Raw genomic sequence first — 17,920 nt, 5'->3', positions numbered from 1 at the left:
AGTTTCGCTCAGCATTGTTCGGACGGTAGTCCTGTTGCTTAGAAACCCTGGGTAGCTGCAGACAAAGGACATTGGAGATAGCGCCTCTAAAGTCAGCAAAGTCCGCGTTGCAGTCGTCTGATTAACGCTCCATCCCGATAGTAGTTCAATGTCCGCTTCGGGGAAGCTGCACCGCAGCGTTGCACACCTAAATGAGCGGCAGGATTGGGCCGGTAATCGGTTTGGGCCGGTCTCGACCTCAGGAAACGCTGCGGTGTAGAGATCAGCAGTTCCGAGGTTGTCATGCCCAGAATTTCAGACTGAAGTTATTCAAGCTGCCGCGATCAGTAACGGCATCGAACGTCTCTGGGATGTCCGCGCCATTGCCACCATCGCGAAAAAAATCCCTCACGCTGAAAAGGGCGAGATCACGCAAGTGATACCACGCCCGCTGGAGCGTCTCAGACATCTCTTTCTCGCGCTGACGCGCGGTGAGCTTTCGCCGATCAGCTAAAGCCCCGGGGTGAGACCGGGCGACATGGCGGTGATGGAAAATTATCCGATCATGAGACCAGTCGTCGTTTTCCGTGACTCGCCAGCGGTAAGAAACTGAGACGATCATCTCAGGTCGAAACGTGAGGGGTTCGTAGATGTAGTCATCGACATAGAAGAACTTACCATCGCGCTTTTCTCGTCTTGCCCGGTCCTTCATCTGATCGACTGCTGAGACGAGATCTCATCCGGAACGAATGGCTGCTTGCTCTGTACTTGCGATCTTCGCTGCCGACTTCGCCTTGCGCAGACTAGCCAGCGCAAGGTTGAACCGGTGTTCGGCCGATTGGACGTAAGCGCCAAGGCGATAGAGCTGCAGGCTGGTCAACGCAGTGGAGTTGCGCGCGGTCCGCGCTTCCTCGATAGCACTCTGAAGCGCCTCCACATTCATGTCCTCAATGGATTCTCGTTCGTCCGTACTCAGATTGATCATCACTTCCTACCGAAAACGCCCTTCTTGTTGGGAGCACAGCGATTGCTCGGGTGATCAGGGACGAACCCGGAAAGCTTGGAGTCGTTGATCCGAGACTAGAAACGAAAGCTTTGTCCCGCAATGTATGAGTTCGCCCATAACCCAATTTTTTCGGTTGCGGCGAATGTCTCCTCTGACGGGTCGCACCGCGGCATCGAACCTCTCCTACGGAAGACCGCTTTGGGCCGATTTTCAAGTTTTTCTGGAAATTGTAAAGCTAATAGAACAGGACAGAGAAGCATCTATGACGACTGACAGGTGGATCGCTCTAGGAGCGTGTTGGCATCAGTTGCAGCAGTTTTCGTGTCGGTTTCTTCCGATATCACTCAGCGGAAGCACATGAAGCTTTCGGTCAAGCCAATTTCAACTTTTTTATTCGAGCAGACCTCTGATGATCTTTTTGTGGACTCGGAGAATATGGGCACAGGCCCGATGGTCCTGATTGAGGTCAGCTACGAATACAAGGATGGTACGGTCGCAAACACAATGGTCGACCCCGGCAGCTTTTCTAAAGGGACTGCAGGGGAGATAGTACTTTTCGAACTAGAGGCGGAAAGCGCGGTTTCATCTGGGAGTGCGCAGAGACTGTTGTATTATGATCCAGAGCCCGAGAACATTGCAACTCAAATTAGATCTCAAGCCCTTTGAACGAAGCTTGATGATACTGTCGTCAAAGTCACTTACACGGATGTCTATGGAACGAAATTTTCAGATTTCGAATACACACTGATTGCTCGCAATATCATCCCTCAATGATGATTGGCTCTCAAATTTGAAATAGTTGCAAGGCTGCGAATGGATTATACGGAATCGAATGTATTCGTTAGAGGCGAACTTTGCCCCCGTAGCGAAAGTCCGGTTCGGTGATCCACGGGCTCAGGTCACCAGGTGCCCTTCAACTGTCAAGAGTTTGCAACAGAGCCCGATGCGGAACTATTCTAAAAGGACCAAAACTGGCTTTAAATGCAATTGCCCCGCGCGTCTCTACGCGGGGCTCTTCAATCTCTGATATTTGGCCTAGTTCCCAGCCGAAACCGAACCGATCGACCAGAACATCGTCTCGCCTGAGGCGTCGTCGACGCCGTCATTGTCGGTCATCACAAACGCCTCGCCAGAGGGCAGGATGGCCAGACCTTCGATCTTGTCCAGGACGTAACCGCCGGTCGAGGTCAGGTCTGGCAGCAGGTCGCGGACCTCTTGCTTGCTGACCACGGGCAGGTCTCCACCTAGCGGGGCCGGGGTCATCTCGGACAGCGGGATGCGGTAGATTTTCTTGGTCACTGCGCGGTGGTCGTGCTGGTTGTCGCGTTCGATGACATAGATATGGTCACCGAAGGCCACGATTTCTGACAGGCCAACCCAGCCTCTCTCCGGATCGGCTTTGGGATAGTGCACGGCACCCCATTCCTTGGTTTCCAGATTGTAGGCGACCAATTTCACATGGTTCTTGGGATCGTCCTTCCATTCGCGCTGAACGGCCATCCACAGGGTGTCGCCAACCTTGGTGATGCCCTCAAAGCCAAATCGCTTCTCAACGGCCATCAGCTTCGGCGGCAGGCCGATTTCGCCCTTGCGGTCTTTGATCTTGCCTTCGGCAGAGACATGGTAGATCGCATGCGGGATGACACGGTCGGTGCGGCCTTCGGAAGCGACGTAGAAGCCACCCTTGCCGTCCAGCGTGATGCCTTCCAGGTCCAGCTTCTGAGCTGCGTTACCGTCTTGACGGTGAATTCGGATCACGTCGACGATGCGAGCGGGCTGCTGGCTAGGGTCGATCTTGAAGATCGAGGGCTGGAAGCCGTAGAAGCTGTCATTGACCGCGTAGATCATGCCGTCTTCGTCGGCGACCAGACCGGAGAGCGCTCCCCACCCGATCAGCTCATCAGTGCCTTCCGAGGTCAGATGCGGATAGTTGGCGCGGGCGTCTTGATATTCGAAGATACTGACATGCGCACGCGGGCCGCCATCTTCGATCAGGTCTTTTTCGTTGGCCGAGATCAGCAGGTTGCGCTCTGGGATGGCAACGTAACCTTCCGGGCCAACTCCCGAGGGCAGCAGCTGTTTCAGTACAGGGTTCGCCGGATCGGTGGCATCATAGACACCAACGACTGAGGCGCGTTCGGCCCCAACAAAGATCATTGGCGTGCCGCCAAAGGTTGCTGCGGTCACGCTTTCAGGTTCAACGCCTTTGCTGTCAGAGCGTTTGTCGGGATAGTGGCCGATCTGGATAATCGCCTTCTCGAAATCGGTGCCGTTTTCGTAAACGACGGTGCCGTCCTTGCGGAAAATGGTCCAGCCACGCGATCCGCCCTCATAGTCGCCTTCGTTGGCGGTGGCAAAGTGGTTGTCGTCGATCCATTTCACCGCGTCCGGCTCGCGCAGACGGCCCGGCTGGCTTTCCGTGAAGATCAGCGCGCCGCGCTCGTCGGTGGCGTCGATGCCTTCCAGATCCACGCTGCCGGCCGAGAAATGGCTGGTCACGGTGCCGTTCTTATCAACAACGGCGATGTGGTTGTTTTCCTGCAGGGTGACGACAGTTTCGCCCAGGCTGTTGATGTCCACGAATTCCGGCTCAGGGTCAGTGGGCGCTACCTCGGCCAGACCTGTCAGCGACGCCATTTTCATGCCCGTACAATCCAGCGCGCCGCCTTTCAGCGGCACCAGCGCCAACGACCCGGCGGGCAGCTGCGGGATGATGCCGTCATTCAGGTCTTCGTCGCGCTCGTTTTCGATCGCAACGGCGACAAAGCTGCCATCGGGGGCGATGGCGACGCTGTCCGGCTGGCCGCCCAGATCACAGGCGCCAGTTTCCGTCTGGCCGGCGATGTCGACCGAAATCAGCTTGCCCGAGGGGGCGGTATAGCTTTCCGACGTGTTCACACCCACAAAGGCCGTCGCGCCGACGATGCCTACGGATGTCGGCTCACCGCCTACCTCCATCGCGCCCAGAGGCGCAGGTTTCGCGGGGTTGGTGATGTCGACCATGCCGATCACACCCAGCGGGCTGTCGGTGTAAACCAACGTCATGCCATCCGCGGTCGCCGCAATGATCTCGGGCGAGGTCTCACGGGTGGTATCCGCCCCCTCGGCCATATTCTTGACGACCGGGAAAGACGCAATTCGGTTGAAATTCATTTCTGCCACAGCCTGACCGGTTGTCAGGGCAAGGGCAGATGTCAGGCAGGCAAAGCGCAATGACATCGTTTGGTATCCTCTCTCACTTGGATGAGAGAGGCATGGCCGTGGTTCATTGCGGTTTTGTGACGGTTCGGATTCAGTTTGATGACAACCGCAAAAAGGTAGGTCACCGTCGTATACGCTGGCCAATTCAAACCCAATCAGATCTAAGGTTGTGTCGCAAGTTTTCGGCATCTTTATCCGAGACGAGGTACTCGTGTTGGTAGCGTCTAAAATTTCGACAAGAGCCAACCGTGACAATCTCGTTCAAACGCGCGCACTTCCTGTCTCTGTGTCCTTGTTTCCCGGACGGAGTTTCCGGTGGATAAGTCGCGTGGGGATGATCTTGCCTATTAAATTAGAGAAGTCCGTATTGCGAACTTTTGACAGTTGACGGCCTCCTGGTTAGACGGCAACGCACCTGCAGCGAATGTCCGGAAAGAGGGCCGAAGTCGCAGAAATCAAACCATGTACGCAAGGTCGGCTTTGGGCCGGTGAAGACGGAGAGGTGCCGTCGGACAAGACTGCGTGTCCCGCTACCAGCCCCTCAGATCATTAGATGCGATTGATGAGACGGCGCAGCTAACATGTCCAAAGACACTAGGCCCGGAGGGGCTTTGATGACGTCGGCAATCCGGTTCTCCATTGTTGAACAGGTAACAACGCGTGTCGGCACGTTGTCGTTCCGCAGGTGCAAGTCGGGCTCGCCGTAGACCCGCCAGGTGTTGCCGTCGGTTTCACCTTCCTGGTGAATGCGGCCTTCCATTCTGAACTCAAACTGAGGCCCTTCCTCGGCCGTGACTTTCTTCGTGTCTATGGTTCCGATTAGAGAGCCGACCGCGACTTCAGTCCCAAGCGCGCGGCAAGCGACCGGGGCATCGGCCACGATTGGCAATACGGTCGAGTTAATATCTGCAACCGACAGCGCCAATCGCGCCGCCATTGCCTCCAGCGTTTGCCGCGCTACGAATTCGGGCCATCCATTGTCAGCCACGTGCTGCTCGAATTGATCGCGCGGCATGCCGATGCATATATGTCGCGCAACCTCGGGTCCGTAGTCGTCGACATTTCAAACAGAGTGTCCTTCGACCCGGTCTATCCTGTGCGATGCGCCCAAAAGAGTGGTAATCAGGTTTAACCAGACAACATCCTGTGCGCCGGATGCGTCGAGCGTAACACCGTTTGCCTTGGCCAACGCGTCAAGCTCCCGTGCTAGTTTCGGCGCACTTGTCCAAGGGAAGATGGTTTCCTCCTCGATGGTGACAACATTCACTCCGTTCTCCAGGCACACCGCGAATTGCCGTTGCATGGTCTCTAGGTAACTCCCGACGCAGACGATGGCGATGTCGGCGCCGCGGGCCAGAACTGCTTTTGCATCTGCCTCAACCTTGACACCGAGTGATGTTCCAAGGCTTGCAACATCCCCCAGATCTCGGCCAATCTTGCTTTCGCTGCGTCCGATCGCTCCGATGATATCTACGCCACGTTCCACAAGAAGCCGGGTAACGACCGAGCCCATCTCTCCGACACCGTAGACGATCGCCCGCACGGGCCGTGCTCCCTTGGCAGTAATCATCAGTCGCCAGCAACCTGGCGTTCATAATCGGCGCTGTCATACCAGTCCAACGACTTGATCACCCTAAGATCGTTGTCCAGATCCCATTCTTCCCAACCAGAGAACTTCACATGGTTGCCTGTGCCTTTGTGGTGTCCCTCGAAGGTCCATGCGTAGACCATATGGTGATCGGCAACTAAAACACTGTCGAGCTTGAGGGTGAGATCGGGAAAGTCGGCCATAAAACCCTCAGCCATTTCGGCGATTTCGGCTTGGCTTGTCATCGGGTCGCCGCGGTTCATACCCATGGTCGTGTTAATTGCGTAGCGGCTTGCCACGGCCCCTGGATTTCGTTCGGTCCAGGCGTCGCAATGCGTTTTCGCCATTCTTTGAGCAGTCTCAAAATCAGGTATCAAAATGTCCCCCAGGAAGCAGCAATTGCGTTTCAGCGACGTTAGCGCATGGAAACCAATTTCATCAAAGCGACGGGAAATGCCACTGTGGTCACACAAGTACGAGAGGTTTGCAGGACTAAAGCACGTTTTCATCCCTGCTTGCCAGCGGTATTCGGGTTTAATCAGCGTCAGGTAGTCAGCGAATGTCGCGCCAAAGTACTCGTCCTCAATCTTGGTAACCGCGACATCACCGGTCAAGTCAACATTCCCGCCGTTACAGTGGCAGCGATTTCATTCAACACGACGTCGAGCCCAGAAGTCAGACAATCTGTTGTGTTCGATTTCATACTGCCAGTAGCGAGGAACTACGCAGTCGCGACCCCTTTTCCGGATCGCGCCTCCTGCTGCAGCCACTTTCGTACAACACGGACGGCGCGCCGTCTTCCTGCGCGCTGGTTGGCGGCGAGGTAATATCCGCCAATCGGAATTTCTACATCGCTGAGGCACACCAATGCACCCGTCTCAACTTCTGTTTGACATAGGTGCTTGTCCATCAGAACAGCCCCTAAGCCGGCCACGGCTGATTGGATTGACAGTATTGCTCCAAGTGGATGAGGCAGATCAAGAGCAGGGAGCTCTTTCAAACCAGATTTCGAGAACCATTCTGGCCAAAGACGGAAGGTTGCCTCTTCAATCAATGGGCTAGATGCCAGAACCTTAAGGTCGACCTCAGAACTTATTTTTGGCGCAAAGTGTGGCGCGGCATAAGCTCTTACCAGAGATGGGAACAACAGGTCGTACCCTTCGTCTGGGTGGGCGCGCAGATATCTCAAGCCCAGATCGAAATCGTGCGCCTCGATGTCCATGACCTCAGTTGTGATCGAAAGGCGTAAGTCTATCTCTGGATGCGCGGCTTTCAGTCGTGGTAACCGTGGCACCAGCCATTTTTGCGCGACGGCGCTCTCTGTCGTCATGGTAACAACACCTTTGGGCGCAGAAGTCAGAGCGTCAGTTGCGATGCCAATTTGGTCAAGAGCAGGTGTGATCTGTCCCAAGTAGATTTGTCCCTGTTCGGTGAGGGCAACGCCAGATTTTTGCGTCCGAAACAGATGCACGTTAAGCCGCTTTTCCAACCCGCGAATGTGACGGGAAATTGCGGAGTGCGATACGTTCAATTCCTCCGCTGCACGGGTAAAGCTACCCAACCTCCCAGCAGTCTCAAAGGCACGCAGCGGATTTAGGGGAGGTAAGTTTCTTGGCATGATCGATTGTGACTTTTTGGAACAATTAATGTCAAAAAACGGCGTTTGTGGGATACCAAATTTTTTATGAATGTAGGTGCATATCTAAAACAGGAGGGATCCATGAAATATGCCGATTTTCGTGATTTTGAATCACATCGTGAAGTCCCAGTCCCTGGTGTCAAAAGTTCGTACGCCTGGCGTGAAAAAGTCAAAGGGTCGCTTCGTTCGCTTCTTGCGATGCGAATTGATCCTACGAGAATGAGCAAAGTTGAACGGCAAGATTCCGGAATCCCCGAAGCCGAGATTGATTGGCATAACGCCTTACACGGACCTTTGATTAAGTAAGTCAGACAGGCAAACCAGCTTTATGCAGACCGGTCGCCAAAACTTCGAAATCGTCTCGACGCCGCCACATGGATTCATAACCGCGCGCAAGAGTGGGGAGATTATCGTCGGTCACTTCGATGCCTCGACTCCCAAATTCGTCATGGCGTTCCGCAATAAATTCCTGCAACGCGGCTGCCGCCTCAGATTGCCGGCCAAGGTGCGCGTAAGAAGCTGCGACGAATGCCGCAGCTAACGAGTTGAGCCGAGCCTCTCCCATCAAAAAGCCGATTGTTTGCTCGTAGTTTCCGCAAAAGAATTCTATCTGCCCCATGATCCAATCGATGGACGGGGGATGCAACGGATCTAGCCGCATCGCTTCCGATACGACTTCTCTCGCCTTCTTGTGCCTCCCCAGCAACAGAAAAGCATAACCGCACCACGCCATGGACTCCGCTTCGTTTTCGATCTGCGACAGCGTCTTTTCGAACTGGGCATCTGCTTCGTCCCAGAGACCTGCGCAGAGATAAGCAAAACCCAGTTGGTCTTGAATGTAGACGTCCCGGTTGTCCAGTGCGGCACCCTTTCGGGCGATATGCAGGATGTGATCAGAAGCGTCAGAGTCTGCCAATCCCAGCCAAAGATCGATAACATAGGTGTCTGAGAGGTACATGTAAGACCGAGCGATGGACGGATCGAGCGCAATGGCCCGTTCCAGCAGAGCTCGTGCTTTGGCCGTATCCCTGGCATTTAGGCCATCTCGAAGAGCTTTGCTTCGTAGCATCAACTCATAGGCCTTCATCTCATCTGCTGGTTTTTGCGATGATCGGTCGACAACGTTGTGTTGAACACGTCCCGGAAGGACCGCAACGATGTTGCGGGCCACCTCATCCTGAACGGACAGGATGTCTTCCAACTCGCGATCATATCGTTCTGACCATAGCTGCGAGCCCGTACTAGCTTCCGCGAGCTGTACAGAAATCCTTACCCGACTACCGGCCTTTCGAACGCTGCCTACTACGAGATAATCGGCTCCCAATTCTGCTGCTATCTCTGCCGGATCGGCTTCCTGTGTTCTGAAACGGAAAGATGCATTTCTGGAGACAACCTGAAGAGTACGAAATCGAGACAACCCAGTGATAATGTCTTCCGCGATGCCATCGCTGAAGAATGCCTGCTCCGGTTCGTCACTCAAACTGTGCAAAGGTAAGACTGCGATGGTAGCTTTGCAGGGTGTAGCTGCTGGCTTCGCGTCAGGCTGTACTTGCTCCGCTCCTCCAATGCGCCAGGCCCTAACAGGCTCAGCGATGTTTTTGATGGTATGTGTGCCTGCGTCCTCCCACACGACCGAAATGCGGTTGCCAACCACGCGATAGACAGCGTCCGAGACGAGCACACCTCCTGGCGGGGCAAGTTGCTCTAAACGCGAGGCAAGGTTAACACCAGAGCCGAAGACATCATCCTCTTGCATGAGGATGTCACCAAGATTGATGCCAATGCGGAAAAGCAACGGGTCTGGCTCTACCAAGGGTGCTTGTTGCCATTCAACGGCGCAAGAAACCGCGTCTGCAGCACTATTGAAGCTAGCCAAAAGGCCATCACCCATAAGTTTGACAATCCGTCCGTGGTGACGATTGATCAGAGGTGCAACTGTACCATCTATGTGAGCGGACAATGCAGCAAGCGTGCCAGCTTCGTCTCGCTCCATGCGACGAGTATAGCCGACCATATCGGCGACCAGAATTGCTGCAAGCTGTCGCTCCAAATTTGCCTCCCTTGCTCTGCATAACGATTGGTGTGGTATTAGGCCATCCGTAACTGAATGGTCACATCTATTGAGCGGAGGCTTTGTGCTCGTTGTGACAGTTCTTCTGGCGCCCGCTTTCGAAGTCGCAGAGTATGTCCGCAAAGCGGGCTGCGACCGCAGCATTCTGGCCAGTTGATGGATGTCTCCTTTGGGCCGCGTTCACCGGTTCAACCCGGCTGCGCGCAAACCCTGTTGATAGCGTTCGCGATCTTCCAATCGTGCGAAGGGATGTGTGCGCTCTGCCAACTGAAGAGAGGCGCCGGGGTCGAGACGCTTTAGGTCGAGAACAGCCTGCCTCGCCTCATCCAGCTTGCCGCAAATGGCATTGTTCACGGCAAGATCAAGATAAGAGCTGCCGCGGTTTGGCTGGACCCGGATTGACGCCTCGGCCCACGCGATGGCTTCTTCGTGCCGACCTGCCACAAATCCACATAGCGAGCGAATGGAGTACCACAAAGCCATCAAAGGATCGCGCGGGCTGAGCCTGATCGCTGCCATGATGTTATCGAGCGCTTCCTTGCCGTCGCCCAGGTAAACCTGAGATCTGGCAAGCAAAGCGTAGGCATGGGGGTCGTTGGGGTTGAGGGCTATGGCGTCCTGCAACATCCTCACGGCGTCTTGATGATGGCCTGAAAACAAATCCGCCGCACCAAGTAGGGCCATCGCATACGCGTCGCGGCCGTTCATCGAAACCGCCCGTTGCGCCAGTTTTACCGCCTCGGACTTGGAAGCGTCAGGGTCATCACTCCAGCCGTTCACGCATTGCATCAGAAGCGTAAATGACAAATCCGCCAGCCCGAATGAGCTGTGCGGGTCCAACTCGACGGCTTTCATGAGCAGGTTCTGGGCTTCGGCTACGTCTGCTTTTGTCAACTGCGAGATATGCCAATGGGCGCGCGCAGACAATTCCCAGGCATCCATCCGCGGGACCACCTTGCGCCTTGCGCGTTGCATTTCTGCAGTCAGGTATTCAGGTGCGACTGCGCCCACAATTTTCTGCGTGATCTCGTCCTGCAGATCGAAGATGTCTCCAATCACGCCGTCAAATCGATCGGTCCAGACGTAATGGTTTGCAATGGCGTCGATCAGTTTTACCGAAACGCGAACCCTGTTGCCGACCCTTCGAACGCTGCCCTCAAGAACGTATTGCACGCCCAGATCGCGAGCGATTTGCTCTGTTCCGATGACGCGACCCCGGTAGGAAAAGCTCGTATTTCGAGAGATCACGAAGAACCAGTGAAACCGGGACAGCGCGGAAATCACATCTTCGGCGATACCTTCGGCAAAAAAGGTCTGATCCGCGTTTTGGGGCACGTTGTCAAAGGCCAAAACCGCAATCGAAGGTCGTTCCGGCACCTCCAAAAGGTAGCTCTGGATGGCTGATGCAGACATTCCCCAACCATAGGCGACCAAAGGCTCTGCGATGTTTTTGAGTTTCTGAGAACCGAGACAGGTGAAGTGATCCGAAAGCCTGGCATCAAGGCTGCGCCGCGCAGTTTCCGAAATCACCAGTGAACCTGGCTCAGCCAGATTCTGAAGGCGTGCGGCCACGTTGACGCCGTCGCCATAGACGTCTTCATCGGCAAAACTCACATCGCCACTGTGCAATCCCATCCTCAATGTGATCCGGGGATCGTCGGTCAGTGCGTTTTGGACAGCCATCGCGCACTCGATACCATTGACCACGCTGGGAAATTCAACCAGCCAGCCGTCCCCCATGCTTTTTATCACCCTGCCGTGATGCGCACCGACTGCCGGAGTAAGAATGTCGTTCCGAAAACGGCGCAGCGCGGTTAATGTGGCAGCTTCATCCTCCCCCATGAGTTTGGAATAGTTTGCCACATCCGCAGCCAGAATAGCGGTCAGCCGTCGTTCAGAGGCATTCGACATGGATGAAGCATAGCCGAAGGGCGGCGTAGAAGAAACTTCAGTAGTTTTGGATAAAGCGTTAATGCCTCCGCTCCAATTTCGGCTGAGAACGCCAAGGGTTCATTGACAGCGGCTGAAGATCGGGACCACTTCGCGCAACCGATCATATTTGTTGTTTAAGTATGTTTTCATCTATGGTGAGCGCACGCGATCTTTGGACCGGGGGGCTGCCAAATGACAACGCACACAGGTTACCTGCTGATTGCCGACATTACTGGATACACTCAGTTTCTGACATCTTCGGAAATGGATCATGCCAATCCCATTCTGCAATCCCTTCTTAGCGTTCTGCTTGAGCAGGTTGGAGACCCGCTGCATTTCTGGAAAACCGAAGGCGATGCCGTTCTGGCTTATACGACACGACAGGATTTCCCGTCGGGAGAGACATTTCTGACCATTTGCGAAAATCTCTACAACGCGTTCACCCTCAGACGGCAGGATATAATCGCCAACACGACATGTCCGTGCCGGGCATGCGCCAATGTTGGCGGTCTGGACCTCAAGATCATCGCCCATCACGGTCAGTTCGATGAAATGCAACTGGGGCCGACCAAAGACATCTCCGGTGCCGATGTCATTCTTGTTCACAGGTTGACCAAGACGGAAGTTGCCGAGCGCACCGGCATTCACAGCTACGCCTTGTTTAGCGAAGCGGCCGCAGAAGCCATGGATATTAGCGATATAATGAAGCCGTTTTCCCAGGAAATAGAACATTTTGGTGAAGTCGGAATGAAGGTCTACGATCTGGCGAAATCATGGGAAAAGATGCGCGCTGATCGCCAGCGCGATTTTCTCGAAGAAGAAGATGGCGTGTGGACGCTGCGATACCATTTCGATGCGCCCATGGGCCTCGTGTGGGAGGCCCTTGTCGCTCCTGAACACAAGCTGAAATGGATGAACAGCGTCAGCGACATCAAGATGGAGAACCCTTTGGGACGTCTTGGCCCGGGGTCAGGCTATCATTGCGCGCATGAAATGGCCCAGTTCTTTTATCGGGTCACGGATTGGGAACCCTTTGAGTATTTCTCGACGCGCATTCTGGACCCTGCGCGCCCCGATGTCAGCTTTCCCGAGACCTACCATCTGACAGAAACAGATAAGGGTACCGAACTGCGCTACACAATGGGTATGGCAACGGAAGCAGATGGCACGCGTTCGGAAATTTCCGAACAGGAATGTTCCGCGTTTTTAGCGGAATTCTGGGCGGAGTCTTTTGCGGACATGAATGAGCAACTCAGCCAATCCAAATAGCACCGTACGGCTTAACGTCGGGCGACAGATCTGACTGGTAGATGATCCCAGCGCTGCCTGATCAAAGGAGTAGGCTATGAAAAGCTACACTCCAGCAGTTGTGCTGAGCACACAGTGGTGACGTCATCGCGGCACGCAAGCCAAGTTCGATGGATGCGACCTGCCAGCACAAATCAGTAGATTTGACCGTTAAGCCATCGCCGACACTCTATGCGTCGAAGTTCCAGATGTCGCGCTGTACCTTCCAGCCGTCGTCGCCTTTTCGGAAGTAGAGAACGTACTTCCCAGAAAGTTTTTGCCCTCCCATCGAGCCGGTCAGGGTTCCCATAGTAACGGCACAATCTCCGCCGATATGGGCGTCGGTCAGATTGGCCACAACATTACTCAGGCCGCCGTCAATTGCTGCCTGCCAATATTCCCGAATGGCTGTATGACCTGTCATTATCGGCGCACCCGGCGGCATGGCCGCGCCATCTTCAGCATAGGGTGCTGTCGCCTTACTTGCGTCCTTTGCATTGATCCCCTGGATGATAGCCGCGTCGAGTGCTTTTACAGTATCAATATCCGACATTGTTTACTCCCGAGTTTTTTGCTGGTGCCCTCAGGCTATCACAGGAGCTCGGGTTGATGTTCATCTCTGGTGTTCAACCTTGGGTGCCGCATCGCCGCAAGTCTGGACCGAGGACTTAGTGGCTATCTGTTGTCCTCAGTTGGGAGAGCATTGGGCAGGATATGTTTCCGCTATCGCAGTTAGCAGTAAGTTCATTCAACGCCGCTTCCAGAACTGTCAACTCCTTGATCTTACGACGCACATTGGAGACATGACGCTCTGCCATCTCCTTCACGGTTTGGCAGTCTGCACCACTGCTTTCTGACAGGTTGAGCAGCGTCTTCGCGTCTGCAAGTGGGAATCCTAAATCCCGGCACTTTCTCAAAAAACGCAACCTTCCAACATCACGTTGTGAGTAGAGACGGCGATTGTTGGAGGCGCGCTCGGGTTTTGGCACAACGCCTTCGCGTTCATAATAGCGGATGGTTTCAATACCGACTCCACTTTGCCGGGAAGCCTCTCCAATCGCAATCATATGAAATTGTCCTGCTTGATCCTGTAGTGGCTACAGGATTTATACACCGTTTGGGTCATCACTGCAAAGCCGTGCCGTGAAGACCAGTGGAGTAGAAGGATGCAGAAATACCTTGGCCTCAGTTATTTAGGATCGGTTTCAGCGCTTGGCGTGGCGACCTGCTGTGTTCTACCCATGGCCATGATGTTGCTCGGGTTGGGCGGCAGTTGGCTGGCAATATTCGGGAAAATTGCGACAGTAAGTTTTTATGTGCTGACAATATCGACTGCGCTGGTCGCGTTGTCTTGGTCGGTATCGCATCGACGCGGATCAATTGGGCGGTTGAAATGGTGGCTTGCCGGAAGCACAGCAATGACCGGACTGGCATGGGTCATCGTGTTCAATGAGGCTCGGGTCAACGATTATCTGATTATGCAGATGTGAGACAATGACGGAACAAAACGTGGTGCTTGAAAGCACATTGACGTGTCCCAAATGCGGACATGCCGAGACAGAGGAAATGCCGACAAACGCCTGCCAGTGGTTCTATAAGTGCAAGGCGTGCGAGACAGTATTGAAGCCACTCAAGGGCGACTGCTGCGTATACTGCTCCTATGCCACCGTTCCGTGCCCGCCAATTCAAATGGGAGATAGTTGTTGCGGTTGAGTTAAATGGCAGGTTTGTTGCGCGATGAGTGAGTTCATCAGCTTCAAAATCTCGCACCGGCGGCGAATGTCCGAATAGAGGGCTGCACTTGCAAAAATCTATTGGCACGTTCAGTGACAAATATGGGCCACCATTGATTACCCATTCTTCAGCGATAACCCAGATGCTGCGCCGTCTCGGACGGCAGGTGCGAGCCCGAAGAAGATGATAAAATACCAATAACTAATGCCGATCTGGCGCCATTTCCGGGCATTCAGTTCCTGTTCCTGAACTACGTTGCCCGGAACAAATTCGTTGTCTACCATATGTATTGACACACGAAATTGGGATCCTTGTGACTATGTCTATTCAGTCAGGCTATCTGCTCATCGCCGATATCACCGGTTACACTGGATACTTGACCCGGTCAGAGTTGGAACACGCCAACCCGATCATCCATTCTTTGCTGGAGGCAATTGTGATGGAATTGAAGGACCCAATGAAGTTGCGGGGCCTCGAGGGTGACGCCGTTCTCGCTTATTCGAGTGGGCCATTCCCTTCTGGGGAAACTTTCCTCAATATATGTGAAAGCCTTTATCGGGCGTTCGCCGAACGCCGTCGGAACATTGTGCAAAACACGACTTGCCCCTGCAACGCATGTCGCAACGTAGCCGATCTCGATCTAAAGATCCTTGCGCATCACGGAAAATTTGAAGAACTATCGATCGGACCGATGAAGGATATTTCCGGTGCTGACGTCATACTCGTGCATCGTATGGCGAAGACTGATGTGAAGGAGGATACTGGTATCCTCAGCTACGCCCTGTTCTCAGAAGACGCGTTCCGGGCAATGGGCATTGAGTCTGACCTCATGCAATACAGCGCTCAGTTCGAGCACTTTGGCGACGTGCCGATGCGGGTCTACGACCTTGCTGCGGCCTGGCAACGATACCGGGAAGTCGCCGGACCCGTCCGCGTTACCGACGAGGATGCCGTGTTCACAACCCGGCACACAATAGACGCGCCACCGGTAGTGGTTTGGGAAATGCTCACAGATCCGCGGCTCAAGATGCGCTGGATGATGTTGAAAGACGCCTATCGGGAAGGGGATGCATCGCGCACTTCGGCCGGCGTTCGTTTGCACTGCATTCATGAAGCCGCTCACTTTCAGATGCTGATCGTCGACTGGCATCCATTCGATTATGTGACTGATATTCTACACAATTCGTCTATTGAGGGTCTTACTAATTTGGAGACCTATGAGTTAATCCCTGTAGATAAAGGCACCGAGATCGTGTTTCGAATGGGGCGGCTTACTGATGCCGAGGGAACACATCATCCCGAGGAGGAAACAGCGGTGATCGAATTATTCGAGAATTTTTATCCTGTGGCTTTCGGTATTCTCGACGAGATGGCATTGGAGGCTCGTCAAAAGAGTCGGGAACAGTAAAGATGGGTATAAAGGGGCGACACCGCCGCTAAATTGGCTGAGGGCATCATACGATGCATCGAAGAACGTGGGACCGTTACGATCGGGGTTATTCGCTTCAAGCCAGAATGGGCTTGGAGCCTTTTGGATGGCCGCAATGGCTTTCACGCAAACCTCGCGGCAATGAGCAGCCACTTCCGCTTTGTTAGGCAGACCGTGATTTCGAGTTACCTTCGGCTTTGCTCCTGCAGCGAATGGCGGCAATGCGGGCAGCGGCCGCAGCATTGCGACCTGCCGCTGGATGTCGGCAATGGGCCGTTCCGTACGAGGGAGAGTGATGCGGAGGAACGGGTTTTCGCGGCGGATCGGGACGTTTTAAACCACGCACGGAGCGTTCTATCGGATCGACGACCAGCGATCTGATAGTACGACGTGCTTCACGCCTGCCATTAGCGGCGCTAGTCTCCGGTTATACATGTTGAAAGGAACCGCCCAATGTCCTTCTTCCCTAAACTCTTTGGCGGCGGCGAAAAGTCTGAACCGGAGCCGGTCTCTTACAAAGGGTTCGAAATCTTCCCCGACCTGATGCCTGAAGGTGGCAAATACCGGCTTTTGGCACGTATCGAAAAGACTATCGACGGAGATCGCAAGACCCATTCGGTGATCCGGGCAGATGTCTTTGAAAGCCGGGACCAAGCCGAGAGCTTCAGCATCGCAAAGGCGAAGCAGGTGATTGACGAGCAGGGCGAACGCCTTTTCGGCTCAGATAACCGGTAGCTTGAAGCCCGCTCTGCGATCAGTGGTTACCATCTGATTGGCTTCTTGCGAGCCGCCGCTGTTCGGCCTCCAAGCTACAGGTCTTGTGTCCCTTCCTGCGACAAAGGGCCGTTTTCCGATTGGCGTACTAGCTAACCAAGTGAAACACCCGGCCGGCGAATGTCACGTATCCACCTAATTGGTTTTCTCGAAAATGGCGGAAGTGAGGGTGCAACGGCAGGTAATGTCGATATCGGAATCCATTCAGGATCAGAATCCTTTCTCGGGAATTGATTTCGCAATGTCATTGGACAGTATGGCTGAATTGACCGACAATCACGTTATGGAGCTGACGGCAACCAGACCTGTCCACCTGATCCATGTGGATCCAGACGTCAACATGGCGCGGTTCTATGGGATAGAGTTACAGCCAACGTTGTTTGGGGAAGTGTCCATCCTTCGTACCTGGGGGCGAATTGGCTCAAACGGGCAAGCCATGATGGTGACGTATGATAACGAAGCCCAGGCCAATGAAGCGCTCCAAAAACTCGAAGAGCAAAAGCGGCGACGAGGCTACGTCCCGGTCGGTGAGTGACTTCGGGTTGCAATCTGTTTCGGTAGCAAATCCCGAGCCTGTCTGCTCGTGACCGGGCCCTTGGTTCCAGCCGGCATTCCGGCTTCCACCCAGATCACCCCAGCATGATCTCCCTGTCCCAGTAGCCCCTGGACCGTCTCTTGCGAGCCGGGGCAGGGGCTTTGGGTCATGGTCGGTCCATGCCGTGGTGATCTGCCTATTCGGGTGACGATCCCTTTTGCGTTTCTGCAGGATCGAAGATCCTTTGGCCTTTTTTTGGTGAGTCAGGAGGGGTTTGGACATGCCAAACGCCGCCTTCCGGCAGGGGGGGGAAGGCGCGGCCTGCCGCTTCCGCCACTTCGCGACCGTCTTGGGGTTGATGCTAAGCTCTCGGCTCAGCTCTGCGGTCGCTGTATCGCTGCTCGGATAGCGTGCATGGTCGTGGCGCTGCCATGACGAACTTGTCCCATAGTGCTTCCTTCCATTCCCTCGAATGGATCGCACCATCAAACCCTGGGATCAAACACCTAACGCTGCGCATTTAATCTACGCGGGCTTTGCTCATTGAAAGAGACAGCAGAGCGATAACGTCGAAGCCTACCTGCCTGTTAAACCAGATCCAAAGTTTGCGACGCAACCCTGAGTTTGAAACCGGACCTTCAATGACATCAATAGAGCCGCCGGTTTCACAACGCAGTTCTAAACAACTCTGTCAGGTTTTCTTCGGTCAGTTCGATGGGATTACCGCCGCAAGACGGGTCGATGA

18 protein-coding genes and 2 pseudogenes are annotated in these 17,920 nt (G+C 54.4%); 8 read left to right on the top strand and 12 right to left on the bottom strand.

Going from position 1 to position 17,920, the window contains the following annotated elements; translation table 11 throughout:
* Positions 1-280: 280 nt before the first annotated feature.
* Both AC2TCY_RS22480 and AC2TCY_RS22475 read right to left on the bottom strand, forming a co-directional pair.
* Positions 281-691, bottom strand: coding sequence for a hypothetical protein (locus AC2TCY_RS22480; RefSeq protein ID WP_480850929.1), 411 nt, complete (start codon positions 689-691; stop codon positions 281-283).
* Between the two features lie 24 nt (positions 692-715).
* The gene (locus AC2TCY_RS22475) at positions 716-964 is read right to left on the bottom strand and encodes a hypothetical protein (protein WP_480850928.1); all 249 of its coding nucleotides are present in this window, start codon (positions 962-964) and stop codon (positions 716-718) included.
* Between the two features lie 378 nt (positions 965-1,342).
* On the opposite strand from AC2TCY_RS22475, the gene AC2TCY_RS22470 reads away from it, so the two are divergent.
* Entirely contained in the window at positions 1,343-1,651 is a 309-nt protein-coding gene (locus tag AC2TCY_RS22470; RefSeq protein WP_480850927.1) for a hypothetical protein, read from the top strand.
* Between the two features lie 369 nt (positions 1,652-2,020).
* Here the strand turns inward: AC2TCY_RS22470 and AC2TCY_RS22465 are convergent, their stop codons facing one another.
* The 5 genes and pseudogenes from AC2TCY_RS22465 to AC2TCY_RS22445 form a co-directional block, all read right to left on the bottom strand.
* Positions 2,021-4,204, bottom strand: coding sequence for an esterase-like activity of phytase family protein (locus tag AC2TCY_RS22465; RefSeq protein WP_480850925.1), 2,184 nt, complete (start codon positions 4,202-4,204; stop codon positions 2,021-2,023).
* A 523-nt stretch (positions 4,205-4,727) separates the two neighbouring features.
* Positions 4,728-5,228, bottom strand: a pseudogene (locus AC2TCY_RS22460) (hypothetical protein); the annotation flags it as partial.
* A 21-nt stretch (positions 5,229-5,249) separates the two neighbouring features.
* Entirely contained in the window at positions 5,250-5,756 is a 507-nt protein-coding gene (locus tag AC2TCY_RS22455; RefSeq protein WP_480850924.1) for a hypothetical protein, read from the bottom strand.
* Positions 5,756-6,388, bottom strand: coding sequence for a DUF1348 family protein (locus AC2TCY_RS22450; protein ID WP_480850922.1), 633 nt, complete (start codon positions 6,386-6,388; stop codon positions 5,756-5,758). Before AC2TCY_RS22450 ends, AC2TCY_RS22455 begins: the two co-directional genes overlap by 1 nt.
* Positions 6,389-6,495: 107 nt before the next feature.
* Complete coding sequence (locus tag AC2TCY_RS22445; protein ID WP_480850920.1) at positions 6,496-7,392, bottom strand: LysR substrate-binding domain-containing protein; 897 nt, start codon at positions 7,390-7,392, stop codon at positions 6,496-6,498.
* A 102-nt stretch (positions 7,393-7,494) separates the two neighbouring features.
* Between AC2TCY_RS22445 and AC2TCY_RS22440 the strand changes: the two genes are divergently transcribed.
* Complete coding sequence (locus AC2TCY_RS22440) at positions 7,495-7,719, top strand: hypothetical protein (RefSeq protein WP_480850918.1); 225 nt, start codon at positions 7,495-7,497, stop codon at positions 7,717-7,719.
* 1 nt (position 7,720) lies between these two features.
* On the opposite strand, the gene AC2TCY_RS22435 is transcribed toward AC2TCY_RS22440, so the two are convergent.
* A complete protein-coding gene (locus AC2TCY_RS22435) occupies positions 7,721-9,463 on the bottom strand; it encodes an adenylate/guanylate cyclase domain-containing protein (RefSeq protein ID WP_480850916.1) in 1,743 nt (580 codons plus the stop codon).
* 201 nt (positions 9,464-9,664) lie between these two features.
* Positions 9,665-11,395, bottom strand: coding sequence for an adenylate/guanylate cyclase domain-containing protein (locus AC2TCY_RS22430; protein ID WP_480850914.1), 1,731 nt, complete (start codon positions 11,393-11,395; stop codon positions 9,665-9,667).
* Between the two features lie 213 nt (positions 11,396-11,608).
* Here AC2TCY_RS22430 and AC2TCY_RS22425 point away from each other — a divergent pair, with 213 nt between their 5' ends.
* Complete coding sequence (locus AC2TCY_RS22425) at positions 11,609-12,685, top strand: DUF2652 domain-containing protein (protein WP_480850912.1); 1,077 nt, start codon at positions 11,609-11,611, stop codon at positions 12,683-12,685.
* Positions 12,686-12,893: 208 nt separating this feature from the next.
* On the opposite strand, the gene AC2TCY_RS22420 is transcribed toward AC2TCY_RS22425, so the two are convergent.
* Together AC2TCY_RS22420 and AC2TCY_RS22415 are read right to left on the bottom strand one after the other, a co-directional pair.
* Positions 12,894-13,256: a YybH family protein gene (locus AC2TCY_RS22420; RefSeq protein ID WP_480850910.1), complete on the bottom strand. Its 363-nt coding sequence runs from the start codon at positions 13,254-13,256 to the stop codon at positions 12,894-12,896.
* A 115-nt stretch (positions 13,257-13,371) separates the two neighbouring features.
* Positions 13,372-13,770 carry a MerR family transcriptional regulator gene (locus tag AC2TCY_RS22415; protein ID WP_480850908.1) on the bottom strand — a complete coding sequence of 133 codons (399 nt, stop codon included), beginning with the start codon at positions 13,768-13,770 and terminating at the stop codon, positions 13,372-13,374.
* Positions 13,771-13,869: 99 nt separating this feature from the next.
* Here AC2TCY_RS22415 and AC2TCY_RS22410 point away from each other — a divergent pair, with 99 nt between their 5' ends.
* The 5 genes from AC2TCY_RS22410 to AC2TCY_RS22390 all read left to right on the top strand — a co-directional run bounded on the left by AC2TCY_RS22410 (position 13,870) and on the right by AC2TCY_RS22390 (position 17,175).
* Positions 13,870-14,193: a hypothetical protein gene (locus AC2TCY_RS22410; RefSeq protein ID WP_480850906.1), complete on the top strand. Its 324-nt coding sequence runs from the start codon at positions 13,870-13,872 to the stop codon at positions 14,191-14,193.
* Positions 14,194-14,197: 4 nt separating this feature from the next.
* The gene (locus tag AC2TCY_RS22405; RefSeq protein WP_480850904.1) at positions 14,198-14,416 is read left to right on the top strand and encodes a GDCCVxC domain-containing (seleno)protein; all 219 of its coding nucleotides are present in this window, start codon (positions 14,198-14,200) and stop codon (positions 14,414-14,416) included.
* A gap of 340 nt (positions 14,417-14,756) precedes the next feature.
* Positions 14,757-15,845 carry a DUF2652 domain-containing protein gene (locus tag AC2TCY_RS22400; protein WP_480850902.1) on the top strand — a complete coding sequence of 363 codons (1,089 nt, stop codon included), beginning with the start codon at positions 14,757-14,759 and terminating at the stop codon, positions 15,843-15,845.
* 474 nt (positions 15,846-16,319) lie between these two features.
* Complete coding sequence (locus AC2TCY_RS22395) at positions 16,320-16,601, top strand: HlyU family transcriptional regulator (protein ID WP_480850900.1); 282 nt, start codon at positions 16,320-16,322, stop codon at positions 16,599-16,601.
* A gap of 208 nt (positions 16,602-16,809) precedes the next feature.
* Positions 16,810-17,175: a WGR domain-containing protein gene (locus AC2TCY_RS22390; RefSeq protein ID WP_480850898.1), complete on the top strand. Its 366-nt coding sequence runs from the start codon at positions 16,810-16,812 to the stop codon at positions 17,173-17,175.
* Between the two features lie 320 nt (positions 17,176-17,495).
* On the opposite strand, the pseudogene AC2TCY_RS22385 reads toward AC2TCY_RS22390, so the two are convergent.
* Positions 17,496-17,624, bottom strand: a pseudogene (locus tag AC2TCY_RS22385) (IS481 family transposase); the annotation flags it as partial.
* Positions 17,625-17,920 lie beyond the last annotated feature (296 nt).

The sequence above is a fragment of the Ruegeria sp. HKCCD7181 genome (genome assembly GCF_057221055.1).
The sequence above is the reverse complement of the archived record's forward strand: the minus strand, read 5'-3'. Positions and strand labels throughout refer to the sequence as shown.